Genomic DNA, 19,085 nt, shown 5'->3' on the forward strand with positions numbered 1-19,085 from the left:
CCGGGCGACGCCCGGCTTTTTTGCGGGCGGCTGCGGCGCTATCGCGATTGGGGCGTCTGGGGATGAGCGGAGATCCGAGCCGGGCTGCCGTTGCGGTGCGGTTTGGGTTGCCGCCGTCGTTGTTTTGGAGCCGCTCGGGTGTGGCGCCATTCTCACAGCGCGTCATTTCGACGAGAGCCGGCGTCCAACCGAAGCGACGCGGCTCCGCCGGCGTTCCTTGAAGCAACGAACCTCCCAAGCCGTCATTCCGGCGGAAGCCAACCGAAGCGACGTGGCTCCGCCGATGCTTCTTGAAGCAACGAACCTCTCAAGCCGTCATTCCGGCGGAAGCCGGAATCCAACCGAAGCGACGTGGTTCCGCCGATGATCCTTGAAGCAACGAACCTCCCAAGCCGTCATTCCGGCGGAAGCCGGAATCCATTTTGACTCTGTTGTTGCTCTCGCTTTTGTCGTCGCTACGAGTGATGACAGGCGACCATCAAGAGCTTCCGTCCGCAAGCGGCCGGGTCACTTTCTTTGTCTTAAGCCACAAAGAAAGTAACGCTGGTCTCTAACCTCAAGTGCATCACCTCAGTGAGGCACTGTGAATGGGTCAGCAGTATTCGCATCTGAGCGCAGAAGAGCGCGGGGCCATCATGGTCTTGATCGCCCAAGGGGCGAGCGGACGGCAAATCGCCCAGACGTTGGGTCGGGCGCAAAGCACAATTGCTCGCGAGTTGCGCCGTAATGGGTTTCGGTCCCATTCGGGGCCGCCGCTGCGCGGACGCCCTCGTTTCGACCCTGGCTACGATGCGACCCGGGCGGGCCGGCGGGCCCAGCGACTGCGGCGACGGGCGCGGGTGCGCCGCAAGCTGCGACGCGACACCGTGCTGTGGCGACGCGTGCGCTATTGGCTGGAACGGTGCTGGTCGCCGCAACAGATTGCCGACAAACTGCGGGATCTGTACCCGGACCGGCCCTGGCTGCGCGTGTCGCACGAAACGATCTATACCGCGATTTATGCGATGCCGCGCGGCGAATTGCGCCGCCAGGTGACCCGTCTGCTGCGGCAGGGGCGCAAGTCCGGCCGCCGCACGCGCCAGGGAAGCGACGCCCGCGGCCATCTGCCGGATCTGCCCAACATCCGCCTGCGGCCGCCGGCCGCGCATGAGCGCCTGATGCCGGGGCATTGGGAGGGCGACCTGATCGTGGGCGCGCACAACCGCTCGGCGATTGGGGTATTGGTCTGCCGCCGCACCTTGTACGTCAAGCTGGTCAAGCTCGCCGACGCGACCGCGCACACGGTGCTGGAGGCCTTCAGCTCGGCGTTCGAAGGCGTGCCGGAAAGTTTGAAGAAGACCTTGACCTACGACCAGGGCAAGGAAATGGCATCGCATCGGCAGTTGAGCGAACGCACTGGTTTAGCGATCTACTTCGCCGACCCCCATAGCCCGTGGCAACGCGGAACCTGCGAAAACACCAACGGCTTGTTGCGGCAATACTTTCCCAAGGGCACCGATCTGTCGGTGCATTCTGCGCAGCGCCTCAAAGAGGTGGCGTGGGAAATGAACAACCGCCCCCGCCGTAGCCTGGGCAGGCGCTCGCCCGTCGAGGTGCTCTATGAGGAACTCAAAAACCCGCGGGCGCAGGGTGATGCACTTGGACATTGACTCCGCCAACCAAAGAAAAGGCCTTATTTTTCGGATCAAGAGCCACTAAGGCTCATCGTGGCGCGGGGCCGCGCCATAAGGGGCATCCTGCCCCATGGCGCGCGTGCGCATCCATGCGCACGCCCTCCGGGGCTGCGGAACCTGGGCCTCGGGTAGAGATGCGTCAAAGCGAACATCAACGGCAACGGCAACGGCAACGGCAACGGCAACGGCAACGGCAACGGCAGCTGCAACGGCAGCTGCATCAGCATCCGCCGAGCCGACAGCGGCCGATCGGACGGGCTCACCACCGGCGCGGCGGCGGGTCGGCGACGAAGCCTTCGGGGAAGGCGCGCGGGGTGTCGGGGCGGTAGGTGCGGTCGGGGTAGCGCGGCACCACGCCGCGCGCGACCAGGGTGGCGTAGTCGTCGTAGCGCAGTTCCACCACTTGCGCGGGGGAACGCGATGCGCGGACGAAGTCGGTCTGCGACACCGGCGACCATTCGCGCGCGCCATGGCCGGTGCCGATGGTCTGCGCCTGCGCCGCGGTGTCGGCGGCGACCGATTCGCGCGCGCGCTCGGCCGGCGCGGCGGGTGCGGCATTGCCGGCGGCGCGGCCTTCGGCCTTGGCCGCGCCGTTCTCGTTGCGCGCATACGGCGGGTACGGGTAGGGCGACGGAGTCGGGTAGAACGGGCGGTAGCGCTGGCGTTCCTGGAACACCGCGGCGCCGATCACGCCGACGTTGGCGGGGCGGCCGGTGCGCGCGGCGTAGCTGTCGCCCAGGTCGGTGAAGACGAACTGGGCGACGTCGTCGAGCGACTTGCGCCAGCCGTTGATCTCGGTGGATTGCCAGGCGTCGAGCACGTAACCGGATTGCGCCGGGCTGGCGGTCTGGCCGCTGACCGCGTTGACCCCGTCGACCGACAGCACCACCAGCACGCGCTCGCCGGTGTTGTTGGTGAGGCGGACCGTGTAGCGATGGCCGGGCGTGCCGGCGATCCATTGCTGGCCGCGCCAGGACCAGTTCGGCAGCCAGTCGCCGTTGTCGCGGTCGATCACCGCCACGTCGACCAAGGGCCGGGCCTGGACCGGGGTGCAGGCGCCTGCGGTCAACGCGGCGGCGGCGAGCAGGGCGAATGAGCGGAACATGGCGGATCTCCTGTGGGGCCGCGCGCGGCGCGGCGGGGCCGGGGTCGCAGGTTGCTAACGCGGGGCCGGCGCGGGCGGGGTTAGGCCGTGCGGTCGCGGGCCCGCCTGTGCCGCCGCCGTTGCCGACGGTTTAGCCGCGGGCGACGGTCCGGCTTGGCGACCATGCGCCTGCCGCCCGCAACCGCCCGCGCCGATCCGCGCCGGCGTACGCACCGCGCGCGACGCGAGCCGCTACACTGGCCTGTCAGGCGCCATCGCAGATTTCCCCCATGACCCAGACCCGCGTCCTCACCGGCATCACCACCTCCGGCACTCCCCACCTGGGCAACTACGTCGGCGCGATCCGCCCGGCGGTTGCCGCCAGCCGCGACCCGGGGGTGGAGAGCTTCTACTTCCTGGCCGACCTGCACGCGCTGATCAAGGTGCAAAAGCCCGAGCGCGTGCAGCGCTCGACCCTGGAGATCGCCGCGAGCTGGCTCGCCTGCGGCCTGGAGCCGGACAAGGTGTGGTTCTACCGGCAGAGCGAAATCGTCGAGATTCCCGAGCTGGCCTGGTTCCTGACCTGCGTCGCCGGCAAGGGCATCCTCAACCGCGCCCACGCCTACAAGGCCGCGGTCGACAAGAACCGGCTGGACGGCGAGGACGACGATGCGTCGATCACCGCCGGATTGTTCATGTACCCGGTGCTGATGGCCGCCGACATCCTGGTGTTCAACGCGCACAAGGTGCCGGTGGGCCGCGACCAGATCCAGCACATCGAGATGGCGCGCGACTTCGGCCAGCGCTTCAACCATCTGTACGGCGAGCATTTCGTCCTGCCCGAGGCGCTGATCGAGGAAAGCGTGGCGACGCTGCCCGGCCTGGACGGGCGCAAGATGAGCAAGAGCTACGACAACACCATCCCGCTGTTCGCGCCGCGCGAGGAGTTGAAGAAGCTGATCTATTCGATCGTCACCGATTCGCGCGCGCCGGGCGAGCCCAAGCCGACCGAGGGTTCGGCGCTGTTCCAGATCTATCAGGCGTTCGCCAGCGAGGAAGAGACCGAGGCGATGCGCCGCGCCTTCGCCGAGGGCATCGCCTGGGGCGAGGCTAAGCAGGCGCTGTTCGAGCGCATCGACGCGGAGATCGCGCCGCTGCGCGAGAAGTACGAGGCGCTGATGGCGCGGCCGCAGGACATCGAGGCGCTGCTGATCGACGGCGCGCGGCGGGTGCGCGAGCGCTACGGCAAGGCGAACCTGCAGCGGCTGCGCGAAGCGGTCGGCCTGCGCGACCTGTCCGACGCCGGCGGGCTGTCGCTGGCGGAGGAAACCCGGGCCGCGGCGGTGGCGGCGTTCAAGCAGTACCGCGAGGCCGACGGCCGGTTCTACTTCAAGCTCGCCGTCGGCGACGAGGTGCTGCTGCAGAGCCGCGGTTTCGCCGCGCCCAAGGACATCGGCCAGTTGATCGGCCGGGCCAAGAGCGAGGACTCGGACGCGCTGTTGGATGCGCTGCTGGCGGCGAGCGAGCCGGTTCCGGCCGACGCGCGCGCGCGCGTGGCGCAGGCGCTGCAGGCGATCCGCGAAGCCGAAGAGGCCGCGCGCCAGGCCAAGGCCGCCGCCGCGCAGGAGCGCGCCGCTTCGTGAGCCGCTTCGTCGAGCTCAACCTGGCGCTGATCCTGTTCCTGCCGTGGTTCGCGATCCTCGGCGCGCTGTTCTGGCTGTATCCGCGGCGGCCGCGCAATCCCGCGCGCAAGCTGTTCGACGCGGTGTCGCTGGCGATATCGGTGTGCGCGTTCGTGCTGGCGGTGCATTGGGCGCATCTGCACGCCGGGCGCGAGTATGGGGCGATGTGGCCGCAGATCCTGGCCACTTCGCTCGGCTACGGCGTGTTCCTGGCGGTGCTGACGGTGGCGTTCGCGCTGCGTTGGCGCTGGTTGCGCGGGGTCAAGGACTATCGCGAGTAAGCGGTCGGTTCCGGCGGCGAGGCCTTCTGTGGCAGGCCCTCTGTGGCAGGGTCTTCTGTGGGAGGGCTTCTGTGGGAGGGCCTTCAGGCCCGATGCTTTCCGATCCGCCGCGGTGAAGCCGCAAGCGATCTGAGCCGAAAGCGTCGGTGCTGAAGCCCCTCCCATACCAACAACCGCTACCGGCCCGCAGATTCCGACCAAAGCCGCATCGCCGCGCATGCGCGCGCCGGCCTAGACTGGGGACCGGCCACAGCCCCGCCATCGCCCATGAGCGCAGCCACCGCTTCCGCCGCCGAACACGGCGTGATCACCGTCGACACCGGATTCCAGCGGCCGTCGTTCGACGCGGCCTATCTGGTGGTCGAGAACGGCCGCGCGGCCTTCATCGACTGCGGCACCCAGCATTCGATTCCGGCCCTGCTCGCCGCGCTCGACGCGCAAGGCTTGGCGCCGGCCGACGTCGATTGGTTGATCCTCACCCACGTCCATCTCGATCACGCCGGCGGCGCCGGCGCGTTGATGCGGCGCTTGCCGAACGCGCGTCTGGCGGTGCATCCGCGCGGCGCGGCGCACATGATCGATCCGGCGCGGCTGGTCGCCGGCGCCACCGCGGTGTACGGCGAGGAGGAAATGGCGCGCAGCTACGGCGAGATCGTGCCGGTGCCCGCCGAGCGGGTGGTGGTGGCCGGCGACGGCCACGTCGTCGACCTGGCCGACCGCGCGTTGCTGTGCGTGGACACGCCCGGCCATGCCCGCCATCACCTGTGCGTGTGGGACGCGCGCAGCCGCGGCTGGTTCACCGGCGACACCTTCGGCCTGTCGTATCGCGAATTCGATTCGCCGCGCGGGCCCTTCATCCTGCCGACCAGTTCGCCGGTGCAGTTCGAGCCGGAGGCGCTCAAGCAGTCGATCCGCGCGTTGCTGGCGCGCGATCCGGCCGCGATGTACTTGACCCACTACGGCCGGGTCGGCGATGCGCAGCGGCTCGGCGCGGAGCTGATGGAACAGATCGACGACATGGTGCGGATGGCGCGCGCGGCGCAGGTCGGCGGCGAGGGCGTGCACGCGCGATTGACCGCGGCGCTGGCCGATTACTACGCGGCGCGGGCACGGGCGCATGGCAGCGCGTTGAGCGATGCGCAGGTGCGGGCGGCGCTGGCGATCGACGTGGAGCTCAATGCGCAGGGGCTCGAGGTGTGGCTGGCGCGCGGCTAGGGCGCGGAGGGGACGACGCCATGGATTCCGGCGTTCGCCGGCACGATGCGCAGGCAGGGACGGCGGGCGCGGGCCGGTCGGTGCGGGCTAGTCGGCGCGGAAGCGGCGCAAACGCAAGCGTCGCGGCGAGTCGCAGGTCGCGCGCGGCGGGCCGGCGCACGAGCCCGGCTGGCGGCTGAACCGCGGGCGCGGCCGCCCGGCCGCCGTCACGATCGTTGAATCGTCGCGGCGGTACCCTGAACAGGCCCGAGCCGAGACGTTTACCGCGACCGTGTCCCGTCCCCGCCCGCTGCATATGGTGCCCGACCCGCCGCCGCCCACGCCGGCCGACGAGGCCGCGCGGCTGCTCGCGCTGGACGCCTACGGCCTGCTCGACAGCGTCGCCGAGAGCGCCTACGACGACATCGTCCGCCTCGCCGCGACCCTGTGCGACACGCCGGGCGCGGCGCTGGCCCTGCTCGACCGCGAGCGGGTCTGGTTCAAGGCGCGCGTCGGCGTGGCGCCGAGCGAGCTGCCGCGCTCGCATTCGATCTGTTCGGAGCTGATCTGGCAGTCGCAGCCCGGCCGCTTGCTGACGATCGACGACGTCGGCGGCGATCCGCGCTTCGCTCCGCTCGGGCTGAGCCTGGAGGACGGCCGCGCGCTGCGCTTCTACGCCGGCGCGCCGCTATGGACGCCCGACGGCCATCCGCTCGGAACGGTGTGCGTGCTCGACGCAGTGCCGCGGCGATTGCGCCCGGCCCAGGCCGAAGGCCTGGCGGCGCTGGGGCGGCAGACCCAGCACCTGTTCGAGCTGCGCCGCTACGCGCTGGAACAGCGCCGCCTGCTGTCCGAGCGCGAGGCCTTCGCCCTGCAGATGGAAAGCGCCCAGGCCGACCTGCTGCGGCGCAACGAGCAACTGCAGCACAGCGCCAGCCACGACGCGCTGACCGGCCTGCTCAACCGCAGCGCGCTGGCGCAGCTGCAGGGCAGCCCGGACACCGTGCACCGGCTCGGCCGCGCGGCCTACACGCTGATGCTGATCGACGTGGATCATTTCAAGCAGGTCAACGACCGCCACGGCCACCTGCTCGGCGATCGCGCGCTGCGCGCGGTCGCCGATGCGGTGGCCGCCTCGATCCGCGACGACGACGTCGCCATCCGCTACGGCGGCGAGGAATTCCTGGTGGTGCTGCCGGGCACGCGGCTGGCCGACGCGGCCGAGGTCGGCGAGCGCATCCGCCGGCGGGTGGCGCGTTCGTCGCTGCCGTTCGCGCTGACCGTGTCGATCGGCATGGCCGCCGGCGAGCCCGGCCGCGACGGGCCCGAGCAGGTGTTCGACCGCGCCGACCAGGCGCTGTACCGGGCCAAGGCCGGCGGCCGCGACCGCCTGGTCGCCGACGAGGGCTGAGCGGCCGGTCGCGGCGACGCAATGTTGACGCAATGCCGGTGCGGACAATCGAGGCCAAGACTTGGATCGGAGCGTTGCCCGCATGAGCCAGCCGCTGTCTCCCGCCGCCCGCGCCGCCGCCGTTCCCGCGCGCGGCGACTACTGGTCGTTCCTGCGCTCGTGGTCGCGCGCGCCCGGCCGGGTCGGCGCGATCGCCCCGTCCGGCGCCGCGCTGGCGCGGCTGATCACCGCGCAGATCGACGCCGATACCGGCCCGGTGCTGGAACTGGGCCCGGGCACCGGCGTGTTCACCCGCGCCCTGCTCGAACGCGGCGTCGCCGAGCGCGACCTGACCCTGGTCGAATACGGCCCCGAGTTCGCGCAGATGCTCGGCGAGCGCTTCCCGCAGGCGCGGGTGCTGTGCGCCGACGCGCGCCGGCTGCGCCGCGCGCGCCTGTTCGGCGAGGACGGCGCCGGCGCGGTGGTCAGCGGCCTGCCGCTGCGCAACCTGCCGCCGCGCCAGCGCCTGGCGGTGCTGCTGGGCGCGTTCGCCCAACTCGGCGAGGACGGCGCCTACTACCAGTTCACCTACGGCCTGAGCTTCCCGCTGCCGCGCGCCTGGCTGGAGCGTTACGGCTTCAAGGTGCAGCGGCTGGGCGCGGCGCGGCTGAACCTGCCGCCGGCCTCGGTGTACCGGGTCACCCGTCGCCGCGACTGGCGCCTGATGGGCGTGTGAGGGCGCCGCGTGTGAGGGCACCGCGTATGAGAGCAGCGTATGTGAGAGCACTGCGTGCAAGAGCGCCGCGTGTAAGAGCACCGATGGCACGGTACGCGGCGGGCGCCGGCGGGCGATGATCGGCGCATGCGCATCCTGCTGATCGAAGACGAACCCGAACTGGCCGCGGCCCTGGTCGCCGCGCTCAAGCGCTACGGCATGGTCGCCGACCACGCCGGCAGCCTGGCCGAGGGCGAGGCGGCGGCGGCGAGCCAGGCGCACGACGTGATCGTGCTCGACCGCGGCCTGCCCGACGGCGACGGGCTGGCGCTGATCCCGCGCCTGCACGCGCGCGGGCTGGACACCCCGGTGATCGTGCTGACCGCGCGCGGCGAGCTCAGCGACCGCGTGGTCGGGCTCGACGCGGGCGCCGACGACTATCTGGTCAAACCCTTCGCGGTGGAAGAACTGCTGGCGCGGCTGCGCGCGCTGCGCCGGCGGCCGCCGCGCGCGGAGACCGACAGCGTGCGCATCGGCCGGCTGGCGTTCGACCTGGACGCGCGCACCGGCGAAGTCGACGGCCGCGCGCTGGAATTGCCGCGGCGCGAACTGCTGCTGCTGGAAGCGCTGCTGCGCCGGCGCGGCCGCACCGTGCTGCGCGAGACCATCGAGCAGGCGGTGTACGGCTACGACGACGAGATCCAGTCCAACACCCTCGACGCCCACGTCTCGCGCCTGCGCCGGCGCCTGGCCGAGGCCGGCGCCGGGGTCGAGATCCACGGCATCCGCGGGGTCGGTTATCTGCTGCGCGAAAGCGCGCTGCCGGAGGGCGCATGAAGGCCGCCCCGTCGCTGCGCGCGCGCCTGCTGTGGCGGATGCTCGGCCTGCAATGCCTGTTGCTGACCGCGTTCGGCGTGCTGGTGGCGCTGAGCCTGCACGCGGCCAACGTCGCGGTCGACGAGGACAACGCGGTGGAAGTGCTGCAGAACGCGCTGCAGCGCGACGCGCACGGCCGCCTGAGCCTGCGCGATACCGCCGACCTGCGCGAGCTGCGCGAGGAAATGCCGCGGCTGTGGTACGTGATCCGCGACGAAGCCGGGCGCGAACTGCGCCATGGCCCGGTGCCGGCCGAGTTCGCCGGCATCGGCGGCGCGCTCGACCGGGTCAGCCAGGCGCGGTTGGGTTACCTGTTCGGCGACGACCGCATCGCCGGCGCGCGGCTCAAGCGGGTGGACGCCGGCTTCGGCGAGGTCCGCATCCTGACCACCGAGAAGGGCCGGGTGATGTCGGCCTCGCGGCTGATGTGGATGGCGCTGTCGTTGTTCGCCACCTTGATCCTGCCGTTGCTGGCGGTGATGGCGCTGGTGACCGCGATCGCCACGCCGATGGTGGTGCGCTGGTCGCTGCGCAGCCTGGAGCCGGTGATCGCGCAGGCGCGCGCGCTGGACGTGGAGCGGCGCGGCGCGCGCCTGCCCGAGGCCGGCGTGCCCGACGAGGTGCGGCCGCTGGTGAGCGCGGTCAACGGCGCGCTGGCGCGCTACGACGACGGTTTCGAGCGGCGCCGGCGCTTCCTCGCCGACGCCGCGCACGAGTTGCGCACGCCGATCGCGATCCTCAGCGCGCGGCTGGAATCGATGCCGGCCTTGCCCGAGCGCGAGCGCCTGCTGCAGGACGTGGCGCGCATGTCGGTGCTGGCCGAGCACTTGCTCGACCTGCAGCGCCTGGACCGGCCCGAGCCGCAGCTGGAAGCGCTGGACCTGGGCGAAATCGGCCAGCGCGTGGCCGCCGACCTGGCGCCGTTGGCGATCGCCGCGGGCTACGAACTGGCGTTCGACGCCTTGGCCAGGCCGGTGCCGGTCAACGGCGACGCGCTGGCGCTGGAGCGGGTGCTGGTGAACCTGGTGCAGAACGCGATCGAGTACGGCGGCAACCGCGGCACGGTGACGATCCGGGTGGCGATCGAAGCCAGCGACGGCGTGGTCGAGGTCTGCGACGAAGGGCCGGGCATTCCGCCGGCGCACCGCGAGCACGTGTTCGAACGCTTCTTCCGCCTGCAGCCGCACGAACGCGGCGCTGGCGTCGGCCTCAACCTGGTGCGCGACATCGTGCGCCTGCATCGCGGCGCGGTCGAGGCGACGGACGCGCAGGGCGGCGGCGCGTGTTTCCGGGTGGCGCTGCCGTTGGCGGCGGCTCGCGGCAAAGGCGAGGGCTGACGTGGGAGGGCCTTCAGGCCCGATGCTCTTGTCTCAGCCGCGGTCGGCGGATCGGAAAGCATCGGGCCTGAAGGCCCTCCCGCCACAGTCACTCCCAGACGTTCGGCGCCGGGCCTTTGTCCGGGTGATGCATCTTGACCACGCAGAAGCGATGCCCGGTCGGCGCTTGCATCACCCACCAGCGTTTGACGAATTTGAGCTTCTTCGCGCCGAGTGTTTCCAGGCGCGCGGCTTCGGCGTCGAGGTCGTCGGTTTCGATGTCCAGGTGCACGCGCGAGGGGTGATCGACCTTCTGCACCGCGACGTACAGGTGGGTGGGATGGTCGGGCAGGCTGACGTAGAGCGCGCCTTCGTCGTCCTCGACTTCGCCCGGGGCCAGGCCCAGCGCGCCGCCCCAGAAGCGCGCGGCCTGGTCGATCTCGCCGGTCTCGCAGTCGATGATGAATCCGGCCAAGCGGCTGCGGTGGGCCATGGCGGTCTCCTGTGCGGGTGGACGGCCAGCCTGCCTCGTTCGCTGTCGCGGCGGTAGTGTCGATGCGCGGGTTCGGCGCGGCGGAGGCTCGCGTTCGTGACCGCCGCCGTCGAATGCGGCTGGGTGCGGAGTTGCGCGATGTCGGAGCGGAAAGCATCGGGCCTGAAGGCCCTCCCACCAAAGCGGCGTTGTCGCCTGCTCTTGTGGGAGGGCCTTCAGGCCCGATGCTTTCGTGTCCGATCGCGCCGCCCGTCCCTCTCCGCGCAAGGAGAGGGACGGACGCGAGCCTCAGTTGGCCCGGGCCAGATCGTCGATCATCGCCTTGAGGAACCGCGCCGCCTCGCCGCCGGTGCAGGCGCGGTGGTCGAAGGTCAGCGACAGCGGGATCACCTTGTGCGATTCGAATCCGCCCATGACCGGCGTCATCTGGTGGCGGCCCTTGCCGGCGGCGACGATCGCGACCGTCGGCGGCACCACCACCGGGGTGGCGTAGCGGCCGGCGAACATGCCGAAGTTCGACAGCGAGATGGTGTAGCCGCTGAGTTCCGACGCCGGAATGCTGCGGTCCTCGACCTGCGCGCGCAGGCGGTTGATCGCCTCGCGCACGCCGCGCGGGTCGAGCACGTCGGCGTTGCGCAGCGCCGGCACGAACAAGCCGTCGTCGGTGTCCACGGCGATGCCGATGTCGACGTGCGGATGCAGGGTGCGGGTGAGCTTGTCGCCGTCGAACCAGGCGTTCAGCGCGGGCACGGTCTTGCACGCGACCACGATCGCGCGCACCAGGCGGCCGGTGATGTCGTTGCCCGGCAGCCAGGCGTGGATGTCGGCGTCGTCGGCGAGCGTGGTCGGCACGACCTTGCTGTGCGCGTCGGCCATCACCCGCGCCATGTTGCGGCGCACGCCCTTGAGCTGCTCGGGCTGGCCGGTGACGGCGGCGCCCGGCGGCTGGGTGCGCATCGGCCGGCCCGACTGCGACAGGGTGCTGCGCGCGGGCGCGGCGGCGGGCGCGGGCGCCTCGGCGACGGCGGCCGCGCGCGGCGCGACCGCGGCGGCCGGTGCGGAACCGATCTTGGCGGAGCCGTCGGCGGCGGCGCGCTTGACGTCGTCGCTGCTGACCGTGCCGTCGGCGCCGGTGGCGCGCACGCGGCCCAGGTCGACGCCGAGCTTGCGCGCCAGCGCGCGCACCGCCGGCATCGCCTTGACCCCGCCGACCGCGACCGCCTGCTCGCTGCGCACGGCGTCGGAGGACTGCATCGCGCCGACCACGGTGCCGCTGTCGGCGCGCTCGTTGCCTTCGGCCTTGGCCGGCGCTTCTTCGGTCTTGGCGGGAGCGGGCGCGGCCGCCGGCGCGGCATGGCCGCCGCCGTGGTGGTGGCCGGTGTCCTGGCCGTCGGCGCGCTGCGGCATGTTCGGATCGATCTCGAACTCGGCCAGCATGGTGCCGGTGACGATCACATCGCCGGCGGCGCCGGCCAGCTTGAGCACCTTGCCCGACACGGGCGAGGGCACTTCGACCACCGCCTTGGCGGTCTCCATCGACACCAGGGTGTCGTCGAGGCGGATGGTGTCGCCGACCTTGACCGCCCATTCGACGATGGTCGCGTCGGGCAGGCCTTCGCCGAGGTCGGGAAGCAGGAAGGTCTTGGTATCGCTCATAACTCGTCGGTCTCTTGAGTAGGTTGGCGACGCGGCGGGGCCGGCGTCGTCCTTGGCATCGGCGCGGTCAGGCGCCCTCGGCTATCGTTTGCAGGTGGCGCGCCGGGACCCAGCCCTGCGCGCCGTCGTCGCGTTGCGCCCACCACCATCCGCCGTGCTCGTCGATCAGGCGCAGGTCCTGGCCGGCGGCGACGTCGAGCTCGCGCGCGTCGTAGTCGCGCAGCGCCTGCGCGCGGCCGTCGCCGAGCGGGCGCAGCCAGCGCAGCGGCGCCCAGCCGGCGCGGCCGTCGTGGAGCGTGGTCCAGGCGAACGCCGGCCATTCGTCGTCGCGCTCGCCGAGCCGCACCACCGCGCCGCGCGCGAACGCGATCGGGTCGGGATACTGGCTGCGGTAGTCGGCGAGGACGACGGCGCGCATGTCAGCCGTGGCCGAGCGCGCGCTTGGCCGCGGCGACGATCTTGTCGACGCTGGGCAGGTACTTCATTTCCAGGCGGAACAGCGGGATGTGGGTGTCGAAGCCGGTGACGCGCTCGACCGGCGCGAGCAGGTCGTACATCGACTCCTCGGCCAGGCGCGCGGCGATCTCGGCGCCGAAACCGGCGGTCTTCGGCGCTTCGTGCACGATCACGCAGCGGCCGGTCTTGGCCACCGATTCGGCGATGGTGGCGAAGTCCAGCGGCTTCAGCGTGGCCACGTCGATCACTTCGGCGCTGATGCCTTCGCCGGCGAGCTTGTCGGCGGCTTCCAGGGTTTCCTTGACCTGCGCGCCCCAGCTGACCAGGGTGATGTCGCTGCCGTCGCGCAGCACGTAGCACACGTCCAGCGGCAGCGCCTCGCCGTCGTCGGCGACGATTTCCTTGTACTGGCGGTAGATGCGCTTGGGCTCGTAGAAGATCACCGGGTCCGGGTCGCGGATCGCGGCGAGCAGCAGGCCGTACGCGCGCGCCGGCGAGGACGGCAGCACCACGCGCAGGCCCGGCACGTTGGTGAACAGCGATTCGTTGGCCTCGCTGTGGTGTTCCGGCGCGCGGATGCCGCCGCCCCACGGCACGCGCAACACCAGCGGGCAGCTCAGGCGGCCGCGGGTGCGGTGGCGCAGGCGCGCGGCGTGGCAGATCAGGTGGTCGAGCATCGGATAGACGAAACCGTCGAACTGCGCTTCGGCCACCGGCTTCATGCCCTGCGCGGCGAGGCCGACGCTGAGGCCGGCGATGGTGGTTTCGTCCAGCGGCGTGTCGAGCACGCGTTCGCTGCCGAAGATCTGCTGCAGGCCGGCGGTGGCGCGGAACACGCCGCCGTTGACGCCGACGTCCTCGCCGAGCACCAGCACGCTCGGGTCGTTGCGCATCTCGTACGCCAACGCCTGGGTGATCGCCTCGATCAGGGTGATCGCGGCCGGCGTCGCGGCCGTCTGCGCGGTGTCGATCTTGCTCTGGGTGGCGGCGTTCATCGACGGTTCTCCTGCAGCGCCTGCTCGCGTTGCGCGGCGAGGTCCGCCGGCATATCGCCGTAAAGGAAATCGAACATCGCCTCGACCGGCTGCACCGGCGTTTCCAGATAGGCGTTGATCTCGATGTCGACCTTCTTGCCGCATTCCTCCAGCCAGGCCTTTTCCAGTTCTTCGTTCCACACGCCCTGGTCGGTGAGGTAGGTGCGCAGGCGCGGCATCGGGTCGCGCGTCCACGCGTCCTTGACCTCGGCGTCGTCGCGGTAGCGGCGCGCGTCGTCGGCGGTGGTGTGGTCGTGCAGGCGGTAGGTCATGAACTCGATCACGCTACCGCCGTCGCCGTTGCGCGCGAGTTCGGCCGCGCGGCGCATGCCTTCGAGCACCGCGATCAGGTCGTTGCCGTCGACCTGCAGGCAATGCAGGCCGCCGGCGATGCCCTTCTGCGCGAGCGTCTTGGCGCCGGTCTGGGCCTTGCGCGGCACCGAGATCGCCCAGCCGTTGTTGATCACGCACAGGATCAGCGGCAGTTGGTAAGCGCCGGCGGAATTGAGCGCGGCGTAGAAGTCGGTCTTGGACGAACCGCCGTCGCCGCAGCAGGCCACGGCGAGGTTCTGTTCCTTGCGCAGCTTGAACGCCAGCGCGGCGCCGGCGGCGTGCAGGCATTGGGTCGAGATCGGCACCGACCAGGCGAAGTCCTTGCGCGGACCGGCGAAGTCGTTGCCGCGCTCGTCGCCGCCCCAGTACATCAGCACTTCGCGCGGCTGCACGCCGCGCATGAACTGGGCGCCGTATTCGCGGTAGCTCGGCGCGAACACGTCGTCGGGTTTCATCGACGCGCCGATGCCGACATGGGTGGCTTCGTGGCCCAGGCACGCGGCGTAGGTGCCGAGCTTGCCGGTGCGCTGCAAGGCGATCGCCTTGCTGTCGAAGGTGCGCACGAACAGCATCTGCTTGAACAGCGGCAGCAGGGTGTTGGCGTCCTTGAACGCGTCCGGGATCTGCGCGACGGGCTTGCCGTCGGCGCCGAGGTATTGGAGGTATTCGATTTCGAACGTCGCGGCGACGGTCATCGGGAGAAGGTCCTCACGGGTGGGGATGAGGTCCGAATCGTTCCGGTCCCGGATCCAGTGCCGGGCGCGCTGGTCAGCTTCAGACGGCTGGGTCCGGAGACCGTCGTGAAGCGACGGAGGTTCCGGGCCGGGCTAAAGCCGCGGCGCCCCGCGTTCGATGCTGGCGGGGCGCTGCGTCATGGCGCGGATGATACCGAAAGCGGCGTTAAGCGCCGTTGCGCGCTGCGGCATGCATTGCGCAAGGAAAAACGCTAGGCGTCGCAATTCGCGCGGTTCGCGGCGGCGCGGGCGGCGTCGGCGAATCTCCGCGCGGGCCGGGGTTTTCTCATGCGCGTCCGGCAGTTAGGCGCGGGGCGCGTGCGCGATGCGGATGCGTTCGCGGGCCACCGTACCGTATCGGACTGACGACCGGCGGTGGCGCGTGCAGGCCAGCGTAGCGTGCGGGCGCCGCGTGGCGGGTGGGCATCGGTATCGATGACAAGCGCGCGGCCTGCGACGAATCGTGCCGTTCGGCATGGTTCGCGTGCGGCGGACTTTGCACCCGCCGCTCGCTGGCGGCGCGCGGCGGGTGCATCGATGCCCCAACCGCCCGTATCGGCAAATGCGCCATGGGCGAAGCGCGCCGTGGGTGAAACGTGCCGTGGGTGAAGCGCGAACTCCGGCGGGCGGCCGGAGTTCGCGGGCGATCGCAAGTCGGTGGTCGCGCACCCGCGCGCGGCGTGGCCGGACGTCGGCCGCTGCGCCGCGCGCGGATGCGCGAGGCCGAGCGCGATCACATGTCCGAAACGACGCAGCAAGGATCCGGCGGACCGGGGGTATACACCGCCTGGATCGTGCCCCCCGCGCTGTTGTTGTCCTGCTGCGCGTCGATGGAGGTGGCGTCGGCCGAAACCGCCAAGGTCACGCCGTAGTTGATGAAGTTCGGCACCAGCGCGGCCGGGCCGGTGATGGTGAACACCGTGCTGGCGCCGACCTCCAGCGTCGCGGCGTTGCAGGCGAAGGTGTTCTGCTCGCCGCTCGCCAGCGGGTCTTCGCAGGTCCAGCCGGCGGGCACCGGGAAGATCGCGTTGGCGAAGGTGGGCGTACCGTCGCCGGACGGCGCGTCCAGAGCGCTGACGCGGCTGGAGACGCTCAGCGAGGAGATGGCGAAGCCGACGCCGACGTTGCGCGCGCGGCTGGGGCCGCGGTTGGTCACGGTGACGGTGAAGACGTAGCTCTGGTTCGGCGACACATACGACGGATGGGAGAGGCTCACCGCCACGTCCGCGCGCGGCGGCGGGATCAGGTAGGCCACCGACGGATCGCGCAGCGATTCGCGCGCCGGCGAATCGGCCTGTTCGCGCAGGTACTCCGGCTTGCCCATATTGATCCTGGCGCGCTGGATCTCGATCGCCGAGGTCGCGCCGACCATGGCTTCGTTGACCAGGATGTGGTCGAGCTTGTGGCCGAGGCCGTCCAGGAAGGACGAGTAGCGCAGGTTCTGCGGGATCAGGCTGGTCAGGTTGACCAGGTTCGGCTCGACCAGGTCGGCGCCGTCGCCGGGCACGCCGGTGGTCTCGTCCGGGCTCGGCGCGCCCGCGACCACGCCGAGCACGTCGGCGTAGCCGTCGTTGAACTCGGGCGCGTTGAAGTCGCCCAGCACCGCCAGCCGGGTGTTGGGTTCGGCGCTCTGGCGCTGGTTGACGTAGCCGGCCAGGAACTCGGCCTGGCGCTGGCGCTTGAGCCGCACCTGCTGGCCGGCCAGGTCGTTGGCGACGATGCCGTCGGCCGGATGCTGGCTCACCAGCACCGCGCTGAACGGGAAGGCCAGGCCGTCGGCGTAATGCGCGACCGCGTCGAGCACCAGCGGCGGGCGGTCGTTGAGCCGCGAGGTGTTGCCGTCGGCGCCGACCCAGTACGTGTCCTTGCCGATCTGCGCGACCTGCAGCACCTGCACGCGCGGCTTGCCGGGCAGCACGTCGGCGGTCTTGACCAGATAACCCACGTCGAGCCCGAGCGCGTCGTTGCCTTCGAGCAGGTGCGCGGCGTACTGCGGGCTGGACTGGCCGGCGGCGACGGCGTCGGCGTTGATGCGCGTCGCCAGCGCCTGCAGCGTGGCGAGGTTCTCCACGTCGGTGAAGCCGATCACGTCGGGTTGCTTGAGGTAGCCGCGCACCGCCAGCGACAGCTTGGCGAGGCGGCGCTCGAACGCGGCCACGCTCAACACCGGCTCGGCGATGCCGGCGGCGTCGGTCGCGTCGAACAGGCGCAGGGCCGGGAAGGTGGCGATGGAGACGCCGGGGCCGTCGGTGAGGTCGGCCTGCGCGGCGGCAACCAGGGCGATGGCGCCGTCGGCGAGCTCGTAGCCGCCGTAATCGGGCGTGTTCTCCGAATCCAGCAGCAGGACATAGCGGCCATCGACGAAGTCGACGACGCCGTGCGCGTCGATGACGCTGGTGTCCTCCGACAGGTTCATCTCCTTATGGCCCTGGGTCGAGGTGGCGTCGAGCACGAGCGTCTCGTAGTGCCAGTCGCCGGATTCGACGTCGCCGCCGGGCGGAAACGGATCGCCGTAGCGGATGCCCGGCGTGCGCAGCGGCGTGGTGCCGGCCGCGGTGACGTACATCAGCCCGCGGCTGCGCGCGCGCGCCTGGGCTTCGTCGAGGATGCCGTCGGCCGGCGCGACGACGCGCAGGGAATGCACGACCATGCGCATGCCTTCGTAGCGCTCCAGATCGCCGCTGGCGACGGTGGCGAGGTCGCGGACCTGGTCGGGCAGGGGCTGATCGGTTTGCAGCAATGTGATCAGCGGCGAACCGGCGATCTGGGTGCGGGTGCCGCGGCCGGCCTGGCCGATCGGTGCGTACTCGACCACGGTGCCGCTGACCCGCACCCGGTTGCCGATGCCGGCGCTGGCCGGCGGCTCGAAGCCGACCGCGACGTAGATCGCGGACGGGGCCGGGCCGGGCTGCGAACCGGCGCCCGACTGCAGGAAGAAGCCGTCGGCGCGGCGCGCGGTGACGATGCCTTCGACCGTCACCGGCAGGCCGTTGAGCGGCGAGACCGGGCCGGTGCCCTGCACGGCCTCGATCGCGGTGATCGCCATGTCGTCGTTGTTGATGGTGACTTGCGCGGAGACGTCCGCGCCGGTGGCGCCGGCGAGGTTGGAGACGTCGACGAAGAAGGTTTCGTTCGGCTCCGGCGCGGTGTCGCCGAAGATCGGGACGTTCAGCGTGGTCTCGCTCTGGCCGGCGGCGATGCTGGCGTTGCCGGCGGTCTGGGCGTAGTCCTCGCCGGCGCGGGCGCTGCCGTCGCGGGTGGCGAAGGCGAAGCTGGCGCCGCCGGGGCCGGCCGGGCGGTCGAGCAGCACCCGCACCGTCGCCAGGGTCTGGCCGGCGTTGCCTTCGTCGAGGGCGAGGTCCTGCATCCGCAGTTGCGGCAGTCCGCCGCTGCACAGGCGCGCCGGCGACGCCGAATTGCGCGCCGCCGGCGTCGCGGTTTCGAAGTCGGCGGCGTTGTCGCCGGTGTCGTTGCAGCCGCCGTCCTTGCGCGCGGCGGCGGTGGTCACCGTCAGCACGACCGGCAGCGGCCGGGTTTCCGAGCAGGTGGCCGAGCCGCTGATGCCGACCGCGTCGATGCGCGGCGACGGACAGGCGCCGCTGAGCGCGCCGTTGTGGTCGACCAGCACCAGCTTGCCGCCGCTGGTCTGCATCTGGATCGTGCCGACGGCGTCGGCCGCGGGCAGCGGCGGCAGGCCGGCGACGCCGCTGCTGGCTTGTTGGATCAGGTAGTAGCCGCCCGGCGCGATGCTGCCGGACAGGGCGGTGCGCTGCCACGGCGCCGGGCTCGGCGCCAGGTTGTACTGGATCGACCAGCCGTTGAGGCTGACCGCGGTGTCGCCGTTGTTGTGCAACTCGATGAAATCGTGCGAGTAGCTGGCGCCGGCGCTGCCGCCGCCGCCGTAGACCTGGCTGATGACGACCCCCGCCTGGGCCGAGCCGGCCGCGGCGAAGGCCAGCGCTGCCGCCAACAGGCGGCCCCCTGACTTGTTCATGGCATTCCCTGTTGACTGGACCGACGCTCCTGCGGCGGTGCGCAGAGTGTGCCTGACCGACGTCGCAGATTCGGCGATGCGGCGGCGCCGCGGCGAAAAAATCCGCGGCGGCGTCGGGCCAAAAAAAAAGACCCCGGCCGAAGCCGGGGTCTGGGTCGTCGCTATGGGCGCGAG

15 protein-coding genes are annotated in these 19,085 nt (G+C 71.2%); 8 read left to right on the forward strand and 7 right to left on the reverse strand.

Features of this window, described 5'->3' with window-relative positions:
- The first annotated feature begins 587 nt into the window (after positions 1-587).
- On the forward strand, positions 588-1,649 hold the full coding sequence (locus JHW41_RS04665) for an IS30 family transposase (RefSeq protein ID WP_057945874.1): 1,062 nt from the start codon (positions 588-590) through the stop codon (positions 1,647-1,649).
- A gap of 283 nt (positions 1,650-1,932) precedes the next feature.
- Here the strand turns inward: JHW41_RS04665 and JHW41_RS04670 are convergent, their stop codons facing one another.
- Positions 1,933-2,778 carry a hypothetical protein gene (locus JHW41_RS04670; RefSeq protein WP_250449202.1) on the reverse strand — a complete coding sequence of 282 codons (846 nt, stop codon included), beginning with the start codon at positions 2,776-2,778 and terminating at the stop codon, positions 1,933-1,935.
- A 269-nt stretch (positions 2,779-3,047) separates the two neighbouring features.
- Between JHW41_RS04670 and JHW41_RS04675 the strand changes: the two genes are divergently transcribed.
- The 7 genes from JHW41_RS04675 (at position 3,048) to JHW41_RS04705 (ending at position 10,232) form a co-directional block, all read left to right on the forward strand.
- Positions 3,048-4,400: a tryptophan--tRNA ligase gene (locus tag JHW41_RS04675; RefSeq protein ID WP_250449203.1), complete on the forward strand. Its 1,353-nt coding sequence runs from the start codon at positions 3,048-3,050 to the stop codon at positions 4,398-4,400.
- Positions 4,397-4,720 (forward strand): hypothetical protein, encoded by a 324-nt coding sequence (locus tag JHW41_RS04680; RefSeq protein WP_231736207.1) that lies wholly within the window; start codon positions 4,397-4,399, stop codon positions 4,718-4,720. Before JHW41_RS04675 ends, JHW41_RS04680 begins: the two co-directional genes overlap by 4 nt.
- A gap of 267 nt (positions 4,721-4,987) precedes the next feature.
- Positions 4,988-5,935: an MBL fold metallo-hydrolase gene (locus JHW41_RS04685; protein ID WP_250449204.1), complete on the forward strand. Its 948-nt coding sequence runs from the start codon at positions 4,988-4,990 to the stop codon at positions 5,933-5,935.
- A 271-nt stretch (positions 5,936-6,206) separates the two neighbouring features.
- The gene (locus JHW41_RS04690; protein WP_250449205.1) at positions 6,207-7,325 is read left to right on the forward strand and encodes a GGDEF domain-containing protein; all 1,119 of its coding nucleotides are present in this window, start codon (positions 6,207-6,209) and stop codon (positions 7,323-7,325) included.
- A gap of 82 nt (positions 7,326-7,407) precedes the next feature.
- Complete coding sequence (locus tag JHW41_RS04695; RefSeq protein WP_057948962.1) at positions 7,408-8,040, forward strand: class I SAM-dependent methyltransferase; 633 nt, start codon at positions 7,408-7,410, stop codon at positions 8,038-8,040.
- 126 nt (positions 8,041-8,166) lie between these two features.
- The gene (locus JHW41_RS04700) at positions 8,167-8,856 is read left to right on the forward strand and encodes a response regulator (protein ID WP_078998179.1); all 690 of its coding nucleotides are present in this window, start codon (positions 8,167-8,169) and stop codon (positions 8,854-8,856) included.
- Positions 8,853-10,232, forward strand: a complete 1,380-nt coding sequence (locus JHW41_RS04705; RefSeq protein WP_078998178.1) for a sensor histidine kinase — start codon at positions 8,853-8,855, stop codon at positions 10,230-10,232. Before JHW41_RS04700 ends, JHW41_RS04705 begins: the two co-directional genes overlap by 4 nt.
- An 88-nt stretch (positions 10,233-10,320) precedes the next feature.
- On the opposite strand, the gene JHW41_RS04710 is transcribed toward JHW41_RS04705, so the two are convergent.
- The 6 genes from JHW41_RS04710 to JHW41_RS25940 all read right to left on the reverse strand — a co-directional run bounded on the left by JHW41_RS04710 (position 10,321) and on the right by JHW41_RS25940 (position 18,911).
- The gene (locus JHW41_RS04710; RefSeq protein ID WP_250449206.1) at positions 10,321-10,704 is read right to left on the reverse strand and encodes a VOC family protein; all 384 of its coding nucleotides are present in this window, start codon (positions 10,702-10,704) and stop codon (positions 10,321-10,323) included.
- 288 nt (positions 10,705-10,992) lie between these two features.
- Positions 10,993-12,360 carry a dihydrolipoamide acetyltransferase family protein gene (locus tag JHW41_RS04715; RefSeq protein ID WP_057948958.1) on the reverse strand — a complete coding sequence of 456 codons (1,368 nt, stop codon included), beginning with the start codon at positions 12,358-12,360 and terminating at the stop codon, positions 10,993-10,995.
- Positions 12,361-12,427: 67 nt separating this feature from the next.
- Positions 12,428-12,778 (reverse strand): SH3 domain-containing protein, encoded by a 351-nt coding sequence (locus JHW41_RS04720; protein ID WP_057948957.1) that lies wholly within the window; start codon positions 12,776-12,778, stop codon positions 12,428-12,430.
- A 1-nt stretch (position 12,779) separates the two neighbouring features.
- The gene (locus JHW41_RS04725) at positions 12,780-13,811 is read right to left on the reverse strand and encodes an alpha-ketoacid dehydrogenase subunit beta (RefSeq protein WP_250449207.1); all 1,032 of its coding nucleotides are present in this window, start codon (positions 13,809-13,811) and stop codon (positions 12,780-12,782) included.
- Entirely contained in the window at positions 13,808-14,878 is a 1,071-nt protein-coding gene (gene pdhA, locus JHW41_RS04730) for a pyruvate dehydrogenase (acetyl-transferring) E1 component subunit alpha (RefSeq protein ID WP_250449208.1), read from the reverse strand. The genes JHW41_RS04725 and pdhA overlap by 4 nt, the downstream gene beginning before the upstream one ends.
- A gap of 772 nt (positions 14,879-15,650) precedes the next feature.
- A complete protein-coding gene (locus JHW41_RS25940) occupies positions 15,651-18,911 on the reverse strand; it encodes a lamin tail domain-containing protein (RefSeq protein ID WP_284499529.1) in 3,261 nt (1,086 codons plus the stop codon).
- Between the last annotated feature and the right edge of the window lie 174 nt (positions 18,912-19,085).

Source organism: Lysobacter enzymogenes (genome assembly GCF_023617245.1).
Taxonomy (GTDB): Bacteria; Pseudomonadota; Gammaproteobacteria; order Xanthomonadales; family Xanthomonadaceae; genus Lysobacter; species Lysobacter yananisis.